Below are 9,432 nucleotides of genomic sequence, written 5' to 3'. Positions count from 1 at the left end.
ACCTCGCTCCAGCGCAGTTCGAGGAACACTACTACACTGAAACCAGTCGGCCAGTGGTGGCTGACGTACCGCTATGAACTCTCCACCAAACTCGGGGCGATCCACCCAGCTTCCTGGAGCCCTTCGGCACCAGGACCGGATCGAACGAACCCGCCCGATCCCTGGGCACACTGATATCGATATCTCCGACCTGACTGGCCAGATGGCATCAGAAGCACAGAAGCTCATCGCCGCGCTCAACGCGGTCGCTCGCGACGCTGACGCGCTAGCACGCGAAAGCTCAGCGCTCAGTCACGAGCTAGGCGGGCTCGCCAACGTTCCGCCAGCGTTCAAGGGAGGCGGAGCGCTGCAGGCCAGTGGCAACGCGGCAGCGGCTGCGCATTAGCAGCTGGCTGCTGTGGCGCACGCCGCACGATCCTACGCGGGAAGAATCTGACCCGTCCCTTCAACCGGTTAGCGGGATCCTGGCAGGCTCTGGCCAACGCCAGCCGTCACAGTATTGTGTACAGTCTCCGCATCGGGCCAGATTCGACTTTGCCGCAGCCGAAACTCCTGTTGCAGCACATGAAGCATACTCAGGGGTTGCCAGGAAGCCTGCAGATCACTCCGCCACTACAGGCCGGCCTGAGGTAGCCGACGTTCTCCGCTGCCATGGCCGGGGGTCGCCGGCGAGCCTGGCCCACCGGTGGACGTCGTAGCGCTGCCTGCCGTAGGTCAGCCGCTGCCGTTCGGTGCCTTCGCACAGGAACCCGGCAGCCGCGGCGACGTGCCCGGATGCCGGATTGTCGATCCGGTGGCCGAGTTCCAGCCGGTAGATGCCGCACTCGTCGTGCAGCAGGTCCACGCACTGGCGCAGTGCAGCGGAGGCGATCCCGCGGCCGCGGGCGGCTGGGCGCAGCCAGTAGGAGATCCACGCGGTCGAGTGGGTCCTTTCGATCTGGGAGGCCATCACCTGTCCGAGCACCTTTCCGGCCGCTTGTCCGGTGCCCAGGATCACCCGCGCGCACATGGTGCCCTCGGCCTCCGTGGCGGAGAGCTTCTGGGCGAAGCGCGCCGCTGCAAGAGCGTCTGCGATCTCCGGAGTGTTGCGCTGCAGGTCGAGGTCGTCATCGTCAAGCGCTGCCTGGCGGATATCGATGAGCTGGACGGCGGTCTCCGGCTGCCAGCGTGCGAGGCGGAAGATGGAATCGGTCATCGTGACAGCTTAGCGGAGACAAGGTGCCTTGTGCTGAATGCACCGACGGCCCGGATCGACGTGGATCCGAGCCGCCGGGGTTTCAGTGCGCGGCGGTTCAGCCGAGCAGCATGCCCTTGGTCTGCTGGCGGGCGCGCTCGAAGCGGGCTCCGGCGTCCTCCCAGTTCACGACGTTCCACCAGGCCTTGACGTAGTCAGGCTTGACGTTCTGGTAGTCGAGGTAGAAGGCGTGCTCCCACATATCGAGCTGCAGAACCGGCACACCGCCGAGCTGGATGTCGGACTGCTGGTCCTTGAGCTGGCCGATGAGCAGGTTGCCGCCGAGGGCGTCGTAGTAGAGCACTGCCCAGCCCGAACCCTGGATGGTCGTGGCTGCGGTGGTGAACTGCTCACGGAACTTGTCGAAGGAGCCGAAGGCGTCGTCGATGGCGGCAGCGAGCTCGCCGACCGGCTTGTCGCCGCCGTCCGGGGACATGTTGTTCCAGAAGATCGAGTGGTTGACGTGACCGCCGAGGTTGAACTGCAGGTCGCGGGTCAGCTTCGGCAGGTTCGACAGATCGCCGGACTCGCGGGCTTCCGCCAGCTGCTCGACAGCGGTGTTGGCGGCCTTGACGTAGGTGGCATGGTGCTTGTCGTGGTGCAGCTCCATGATCTTGGCCGAGATGTGCGGCTCAAGTGCTGCGTAGTCATAGGGCAGGTCCGGGAGCGTGTACTGCTCAACCATGTGAGTCCTCCTCATACGTGGGTGACGGCCCGTCGGTTGTGCCAGGCGCTACCCGGCATAACGGGCTCATCTCCCACCTTATTCCATCGCTCAATCACATTGTCGAGTGAGCACGTGAAGTTCTGCTCAGGATCCGCTGAGCAGGACAGAACCGACAGGCGCACCATGTCAGCCGGGCAACGACAGTCCCTCAACCGGCCGCCGCACCTGATCAGCCCGGCAGGCGCAGGTCCTCGCGCGGGCCGATCGTCGCAAGTGCCCGCGGGCCGGCCGCAAGATCGGCAGCGATCGCCGAGACATCGGCCGGGGTGACCTGCCGGACGATGTCGAGCAGCTCCTGCGGCGACTCCAGCGGCATCCCGGCGAGCTCGGCACGGGCGAGACGGTTCATCCGCACCGCGGAGCTCTCCAGGCTCAGCATCATCGAACCGGCGGCCTGGGCGACGATATCGGCGACCTCGTCCTCGCCGGGCAGCTGGCCGGCGAGCCGCTCGAACTCGGCCACGCACAGGTCGATGACGTCCTGCGCGGCCTGCGGCGCGCAACCGGCGTACATGCCGAACTGGCCGGAATCCGAATACCGGGAGGCGATGCCGTGCACGGAGTAGGCCAGTCCCCGCTCCTCGCGCACGCTCTGGAACAGCCGGGAGGACATCCCGCCGCCCAGCAGCGAGAACATCACGGAGAACGCGAACCGCCGCTCATCGCCTTCGCTCAGCCCCGGCATGCCGATGATGATGCCCTGCTGTTCGGTGTCCCGGCCGATGCACGCCGTTCCCGAGGCGAAGGCTGGGGCCGTGCGCGAGGGGCGGACCGCCTCGGGCGCGGCGGCCGGCAGGTGCGCGGTCGCCTGGGCGACGAGCTCGACGATCTGCTCATGGCTGGCCCCGCCGGCGGCGGTGAACACCAGCCGCGGGCCGATGTAGGCCGCGGAGTAGTGGTCGTGGAGCACACCGTGGGCGAGCCTGCGCACCTGTTCTTTCGTCGCCCCGACCGGCCGGCCGAGCGGGTGGTCGGGGTAGACGAGGGTGTCGAAGGCTTCGTAGAGCACATCGGTGGGATCGTCGGCGGCCATCGCGAGCTCCTCGACGATGACGCCGCGTTCGCGTTCGAACTCCTGGGCATCGAGCGTGGCGTTGAGCACCATGTCCCACAGCAGCTCGGTGACCGGCGGCAGATCGTCGACGAGGCAGCGGGCGAAGTAACAGGTGTACTCCTTGGAGGTCACCGCATTGGACTCCCCGCCGGTGCGGTCGAAGATCTGCGCGATCTGCTTGGCCGAGCGGCTCGTCGTGCCCTTGAAGAGCATGTGCTCCAGGAAGTGGGTCGAGCCGGCCGTCAGATCGGTCTCATCACGGGAGCCGGAGTCGACCCACACACCGACGGTCTCCGATGCCAGCGCGGGCATCGTCTCGGTGACGACGCGGATACCCGAAGGGAGGACAGAGCGCAGCACGCTGCTGTCCTCCCCCAGGAGCTGTTCGGTGTGCAGAGGATCAGTCCTGTGCGTCGTTAGCATCCTCTTCGCCGACGACCGGCACGAGCGAGAGCTTGCCGCGGTCGTCGACCTTGGTGATCTCGACCTGGATCTTCTGGCCCACGCCCAGGACGTCCTCGACGTCCTCGACGCGCTTGCCGCCGTTGAGCTTCTTGAGCTCGGAGATGTGCAGCAGGCCGTCCTTGCCCGGGGTCAGGGACACGAAGGCGCCGAAGGACATGCACTTGACGACGGTGCCGAGGTAGCGCTCGCCCACTTCGGGGACCTGCGGGTTGGCGATCACGTTGATCGCCGCGCGGGCGGCCTCTGCCGAGGTGCCGTCGGTCGCGCCGATGAGGACGGTGCCGTCGTCTTCGATGCTGATCTCGGCGCCGGTGTCCTCCTGGATCTGGTTGATCATCTTGCCCTTGGGGCCGATGACCTCGCCGATCTTGTCGACCGGGATGTTGACCGAGATGATCCGCGGTGCCGTCGGGTTCATCTCCGCCGGCGCGTCGATGGCCTCGTTCATGACGTCGAGGATCGCCAGGCGGGCGTCGCGGGCCTGCTTGAGCGCAGCGGCCAGGACCGAGGCGGGGATGCCGTCGAGCTTGGTGTCGAGCTGGATGGCGGTGATGAAGTCCTTGGTGCCGGCGACCTTGAAGTCCATGTCGCCGAAGGCGTCTTCGGCGCCGAGGATGTCGGTGAGCGCGGCGTAGGCGGTCTGCGGGCCGTCAGCGGTGTCGATGACATCGGAGACCAGGCCCATGGCGATGCCGGCGACCGGGGCGCGCAGCGGCACGCCGGCTTCGAGCAGCGACAGGCTCGAAGCGCAGACCGAGCCCATCGAGGTCGAGCCGTTGGAGCCGAGGGCCTCTGAGACCTGGCGGATGGCGTACGGGAAGTCCTCGCGGTTGGGCAGCACCGGCACGAGGGCGCGCTCAGCGAGGGCACCGTGGCCGATCTCGCGGCGCTTGGGGCTGCCGACGCGGCCGGTCTCACCGGTGGAGTAGGGCGGGAAGTTGTAGTGGTGGAAGTAGCGCTTCGCGGTGACCGGCGACAGCGAGTCGATCTGCTGCTCGAGCTTGAGCATGTTGAGCGTGGTGACACCCAGGATCTGGGTCTCGCCGCGTTCGAAGATCGCCGAGCCGTGCACGCGCGGGATGACGCCGGTCTCTGCGGTCAGCGGGCGGATGTCCTTGAGGCCGCGGCCGTCGATGCGGATCTGTTCGGTGAGGATCCGCTTGCGCACGATGTCCTTCGTGAGCGAATCGAGGGCGGCGACGATCTCCTGTTCGCGGTCCTCGAACTGCTCGCCGAGGTCGGTCAGCAGCTTCTCCAGCAGTGCGTCGCCGGCGGCTTCGCGCTCCTGCTTGTCAGCGATCTGGAAGTTCTTCGTCTGCTGCTCGCGGGCAGCCGCTTCGACGGCTGCGTAGACATCGTCCTCGTACGGCTTGAAGACCGGGTACTCGACGACCGGCTTGGCGGCCTTGTCGGCGAGCTCCTGCTGGGCGCGGCACAGCTCCCGGATGAACGGTTTGGCGGCCTCCAGGCCCTCCGCGACGATCTCCTCGGTCGGGGCGGTGCCGCCGGTGCGCATGGTGTTCCAGGCGTTCTCCGAGGCCTCGGCCTCGACCATCATGATGGCGACGTCGTCACCGACGACGCGGCCGGCGACCGCCATGTCGAAGACGGCGTCCTCGAGCTGGGAGTGGTTCGGGAAGGCGACCCACTGGTCGTCGATGAGGGCCACGCGCACGCCGCCGATCGGGCCGGAGAACGGCAGACCGGACAGCAGGGTCGACATCGAGGCGGCATTGATGGCCAGGGTGTCGTAGATGTGGTCGGGGTGGATCGCCATGACGTTGACAACGATCTGCACTTCGTTGCGCAGGCCCTTGACGAACGACGGGCGCAGCGGCCGGTCGATGAGGCGGCAGGCGAGAATCGCGTCGGTCGATGGGCGTCCCTCGCGGCGGAAGAAGGAGCCGGGGATGCGGCCGGCGGCGTACATGCGCTCTTCGACGTCGACGGTGAGCGGGAAGAAGTCGAGGTGCTCCTTCGGATTCTTGCTGACGGCGGTCGCCGAGAGCAGCATCGTCTCGTCGTCGAGGTAGGCGACAGCGCAGCCTGCGGCCTGCTTGGCGAGTCGGCCGGTGCCGAAGCGGATGGTGTGGGTGCCGAAGCGCCCGTTGTCAATGTGGGCAACAGCAGATTCGGGATTGAGACCCAAGTGTTTCTCCGTTCAGTTCTGCGCACGGGCTCTCTGCTCGTACGCGCGGATCGTCTGCGCTTCCTCTGCGGATGCGGCGGGTGGGCAGGACTGCGCACACGCGAACCGGCGGCAGGGATCCGGTCATCGATCGAGGCCCACGCACCGAGTGCGGAGGCCACTACCGACCACCGGAGCTACGTCAGCTGCCGGTTCCAGGCTCATCCGCCAGTGTAACAAGCGGCTGAGCTGGGCCGAAACGCACACGGGGAACCGCCGCGTCCGGCGATTCCCCGTGTGGTGATGGTCAGTGCGGATCGCTGCTGCGATCCAGGCGCTGTGCTGCGCTCAGCGGCGCAGGCCGAGGCGGGCGATGAGCGCACGGTAGCGCTCGATGTCGACCTGCTGCAGGTACTTGAGCATGCGGCGACGCTGGCCGACGAGCAGCAGCAGGCCACGACGCGAGTGGTGGTCGTGCTTGTGCTCCTTGAAGTGCTCGGTCAGGTCGGTGATGCGCTTGGTCAGGATCGCGATCTGGACTTCGGGAGATCCCGTGTCGCCTTCGTGAGTCGCGTATTCCTTGATGATGTCCTGCTTGACCTTCGGATCAAGTGCCATGAGATCTCTCCTTCTTCCACATCGTTGCGCGGCGCCGGAGCCTTCTGCTCCAGCTCTGTCTGACCGCGGCCGGCGTGACGGCAGGCTGTGCGCACAGCATCCCACTGCCGGGAAGACAGGGTGGGTGCTGAGAAGACAGCGTCGATCAGCTTAGCACAGTGCGGACTTCGGAGACATCTTCGTGCATCCGGTCGACGAGGTCGTCCATGCCGTCGAAGGTGATCTGGCCGCGGATGAGCTTGATGAACTCCAAGGTCATCTCCTCACCGTAGACGTCGAAGTCAGCGAACTCCTTGTCGAGCACATAGGCCTCGACGCGGCGGCTGCTGCCGGAGAAGGTCGGGTTCGTCCCCACCGAGATCGCCGCCGGATAGCCCTCCGGATCGGAGCCGAAGTGGGCGATGCCGGCATAGACGCCGTCAGCGGGCACCATCCCCTCGGTGTCCGCACCGAGGTTGGCGGTGGGGAAGCCGAGTTCGCGGCCGCGCGCATCGCCGTGGACGACGGTGCCGGCCACCGTATGCGGGGCGCCGAGCACCGCTGCGGCTTCGTCGACGCGGCCGGCGGAGAGCAGCTCGCGCACCAGCGTCGAGGAGTCCCTGCCGCTGGAGCCGGGGGCATGGCCGACGTCCTCGATCGCGACGATCTCCAGGCCGTGTGCGGCGCCGAGCTCTTCGAGGGTGTCGATGGTGCCGTGATTCCCGCGGCCGAACCGCACATCCCGGCCCACGGCGATGAGCTTGGCGCGCAGCCGCCGCACGAAGTATTCGGCGACGAACTCCTCGGCAGTCTGGGCGGCGAACTCCAGGGTGTAGCGCTGCACGAGGACCGCGTCGATGCCGGTCTCCGACATCCGGGCGAGCCGTTCGGTCAGCCCGGTGATCTGCTCCGGGGCGGCATCGGGGGTGTGGACGCTGCGCGGGTGCGGGTCGAAGGTGATCGCCAGGGACCGCAGGCCGCGCTCACGAGCGAGGGAGGCGAGCTGGCCGAGCACGGCCTGGTGGCCGCGGTGCACGCCGTCGAAGTTGCCGAGTGTGACGGCGGTGTGACCGAAATCGGGTGGGATCTGGTCGATGTCCCAGAGAACTTCCACTTCTCGCCCCTTCCCAGGCGTCGCTGGTCCCATATCGCTGGTGTCGAATACCGCCCCAACGTTACCGCACCGGCAGACCGCCGCCGGCGCCCGTCCCGGCCGCCCCGGGCCAGCTCCGGCCGGTTCAGGACGGCGGCTGCTGGGCGATGCCGGTGGCCGTCTTGAGCTTGTCTGCGCGGCGTTCGATGACGGCGATGAGCTCCCCGGCGCAGATCCCGGCCCAGGGCCCCGGTCCCGAGGCGCCGGTCGCGTCGATGAACTGTCCGCTGAGCAGTGCACGGGCCTCGTCTGTGCTGAGTTCGTGCACCGGCAGCACCTGCGCGGCGGCAGTCGCGAGGTCGATCGGCTCGGGAGGCGGTACCGCCTCGGGCGCGGTGAGGTCGTCCGGCAGCTGGTGGCCGGGCAGGGCGAAGGGGCCCACATGGGTGCGGCGCAGGGCGGTGAGGTGGCCGAAGACGCCCAGGCCGGTCCCGAGGTCGCGGGCGAGTGCCCGGATATAGGTTCCCGAGGTGCAGGAGACGGTGACATCGACGTCGATGGCCGGCAGCTGGGCGTCGGGCTGCCGGCGGATGTCGTGGATGTCGAAGGCGGTGATCGTCACCGGGCGGGCCTTGAGCTCGACCTCGGCGCCAGCGCGCACGAGCTGGTAAGCGCGCTGGCCGTCGACCTTGATCGCCGAGACGGCGCTGGGCACCTGTTCGATGGGTCCGCGCAGCTGTGCGACCCCGGCAGCGATCTGCGCATCGGTGACGGCGGCGAGCTGCTGCGGGTCGGCGAAGCGGTCGGCTGCCGAATCCGCGTCATCGGAGGGAGTGGAGCTGCCGAGCCGGATGGTGGCGGTGTAGGTCTTGTCGAGGCCGATGAGGTAGGTCAGCAGCTTGGTGCCGCGGCCCAGACCGGCGACGAGCACGCCGGTGGCCATCGGGTCGAGGGTGCCGGCATGGCCGATGCGGCGGGTGCCGTACCAGCGGCGCAGCCGGGAGACGACACCGTGGGAGGACAGCCCGGCGGGCTTGTCGATGATGAGAATGCCGTTGACCGGCGACGCGCTGCGCTTGGCCATGGTGTGGGCGCCTTCCCTCTGTGTGCGGACATGACAGCAGGCTCGAGGCCGGCGCCTGAGCCTGCTGTCAGCGAGCCGGCTGCGGGGCCGGCCGGTCACGTCAGTGGAAGGAGACGTGCACGTGGTCGAAGTGGTTGGCGGTGTCGCCGCCGCGGTTCTCCATCGGCTTGCCCTTCCACCCGTTGGTGGGGGCGTAGTACTTCTGCTCCCAGATGACGTACTTGACCCGCAGCTCCTGCCGGTTGTCGATGAGGAACTTGGTGATCTGGTCGCCCACCTCACCGCGGATCATCGCGTCGACGGCCATGCCGGTGCTGTGGTCGGATCCGGCCTGGTTGCGGTAGCCGCCGTAGGTCTTGACCTCCGGGAAGTTCGCGCATATCGCCCGGTAGCCGTTGATGGCAACCGGCTGCAGCCCGGATTCGATGCTGGAGGACACGCTGCAGGGCTCATAGGAGACGTTGGTGTCACGGTCCTGCGAGCGGGAGGCGGAGCCGTCGCCGCGCTCCGAGGAGCCTGCGCCCGACTTGCCGGCAGCGGAGGCCTTCGGCGTGGGCTTCGGGGTCTTCGCGCCGACCGAGTCCTTCTCGCTCTTGTAGTTGTCATCGTCCTTGAGGCCCTCGGCATAGGCCTGTGCGGCCTCCTCGCGCTGCTTGTTGAGCGCGTCCTCGTCGACGAGGTTGACCTCTTCGGGGGTCGGGGTCGACTCAGCCCGCTGTTCGGTCTTGACGACACCGGATTCGTCGTTGGGGCCGAGTGCGAACGAGGAGGCGACGATCGCCGTCGTCGCGGCGGCCGGGATCGCGATCGCAGCGACCATCGGCTTGCGCTTGACGGTGCGGATGACGCCGGTGGCAGTGGAGGCCCGGCTGACGGAGTGCCGTCCCCCGCCGGAGCGTCCCATGCGGCTGAGATCGCGCACGAGCGTGCGGGCGTTGGACGCCCATGACGACTGGTTCGGATCAGAGTGCTTGCCCAATTCGACTGTCCCTTAACAAAGCTGTAATCGTTCCGTGATCTTGTATGAGTGTAACGGCATCCGTGAAGATC

The 9,432-nt window shown here is 67.6% G+C and carries 9 protein-coding genes and 1 pseudogene; 1 reads left to right on the top strand and 9 read right to left on the bottom strand.

Features of this window, described 5'->3' with window-relative positions; translation table 11 throughout:
* Positions 1-100 precede the first annotated feature (100 nt).
* Positions 101-196: pseudogene (locus ACFFN1_RS12210) on the bottom strand (transposase); the annotation flags it as partial.
* 6 nt (positions 197-202) lie between these two features.
* Between ACFFN1_RS12210 and ACFFN1_RS12205 the strand changes: the two are divergent.
* On the top strand, positions 203-385 hold the full coding sequence (locus ACFFN1_RS12205; protein WP_376841054.1) for a hypothetical protein: 183 nt from the start codon (positions 203-205) through the stop codon (positions 383-385).
* A 216-nt stretch (positions 386-601) separates the two neighbouring features.
* On the opposite strand, the gene ACFFN1_RS12200 is transcribed toward ACFFN1_RS12205, so the two are convergent.
* The 8 genes from ACFFN1_RS12200 to ACFFN1_RS12165 all read right to left on the bottom strand — a co-directional run bounded on the left by ACFFN1_RS12200 (position 602) and on the right by ACFFN1_RS12165 (position 9,361).
* The gene (locus ACFFN1_RS12200) at positions 602-1,195 is read right to left on the bottom strand and encodes a GNAT family N-acetyltransferase (RefSeq protein WP_376841053.1); all 594 of its coding nucleotides are present in this window, start codon (positions 1,193-1,195) and stop codon (positions 602-604) included.
* Positions 1,196-1,292: 97 nt separating this feature from the next.
* The gene (locus ACFFN1_RS12195; RefSeq protein ID WP_376841052.1) at positions 1,293-1,919 is read right to left on the bottom strand and encodes a superoxide dismutase; all 627 of its coding nucleotides are present in this window, start codon (positions 1,917-1,919) and stop codon (positions 1,293-1,295) included.
* A gap of 211 nt (positions 1,920-2,130) precedes the next feature.
* Positions 2,131-3,375 (bottom strand): M16 family metallopeptidase, encoded by a 1,245-nt coding sequence (locus ACFFN1_RS12190; RefSeq protein ID WP_376841051.1) that lies wholly within the window; start codon positions 3,373-3,375, stop codon positions 2,131-2,133.
* 40 nt (positions 3,376-3,415) lie between these two features.
* Positions 3,416-5,629, bottom strand: a complete 2,214-nt coding sequence (locus tag ACFFN1_RS12185; protein WP_376841050.1) for a polyribonucleotide nucleotidyltransferase — start codon at positions 5,627-5,629, stop codon at positions 3,416-3,418.
* Between the two features lie 327 nt (positions 5,630-5,956).
* The gene (rpsO, locus tag ACFFN1_RS12180) at positions 5,957-6,226 is read right to left on the bottom strand and encodes a 30S ribosomal protein S15 (protein ID WP_376841049.1); all 270 of its coding nucleotides are present in this window, start codon (positions 6,224-6,226) and stop codon (positions 5,957-5,959) included.
* Between the two features lie 145 nt (positions 6,227-6,371).
* The gene (locus ACFFN1_RS12175) at positions 6,372-7,319 is read right to left on the bottom strand and encodes a bifunctional riboflavin kinase/FAD synthetase (RefSeq protein ID WP_376841048.1); all 948 of its coding nucleotides are present in this window, start codon (positions 7,317-7,319) and stop codon (positions 6,372-6,374) included.
* Between the two features lie 124 nt (positions 7,320-7,443).
* Positions 7,444-8,382, bottom strand: a complete 939-nt coding sequence (truB, locus tag ACFFN1_RS12170; protein ID WP_376841047.1) for a tRNA pseudouridine(55) synthase TruB — start codon at positions 8,380-8,382, stop codon at positions 7,444-7,446.
* A gap of 100 nt (positions 8,383-8,482) precedes the next feature.
* Positions 8,483-9,361, bottom strand: a complete 879-nt coding sequence (locus ACFFN1_RS12165; RefSeq protein WP_376841046.1) for a VldE C-terminal domain-containing protein — start codon at positions 9,359-9,361, stop codon at positions 8,483-8,485.
* Positions 9,362-9,432: the final 71 nt, after the last annotated feature.

Source organism: Brevibacterium otitidis (assembly GCF_042429315.1).
GTDB classification, from domain to species: domain Bacteria; phylum Actinomycetota; class Actinomycetes; order Actinomycetales; family Brevibacteriaceae; genus Brevibacterium; species Brevibacterium otitidis.
This window is presented reverse-complemented; position numbering and strand designations above follow the sequence as displayed.

Bases quoted from the DNA above. Each gene is read 5' to 3' on its own strand.
- ACFFN1_RS12205 (WP_376841054.1), top strand. From the start codon at position 203: ATGGCATCAGAAGCACAGAAGCTCATCGCCGCGCTCAACGCGGTCGCT.
- ACFFN1_RS12200 (WP_376841053.1), bottom strand. From the start codon at position 1,195: ATGACCGATTCCATCTTCCGCCTCGCACGCTGGCAGCCGGAGACCGCC.
- ACFFN1_RS12195 (WP_376841052.1), bottom strand. From the start codon at position 1,919: ATGGTTGAGCAGTACACGCTCCCGGACCTGCCCTATGACTACGCAGCA.
- rpsO (WP_376841049.1), bottom strand. From the start codon at position 6,226: ATGGCACTTGATCCGAAGGTCAAGCAGGACATCATCAAGGAATACGCG.
- truB (WP_376841047.1), bottom strand. From the start codon at position 8,382: ATGGCCAAGCGCAGCGCGTCGCCGGTCAACGGCATTCTCATCATCGAC.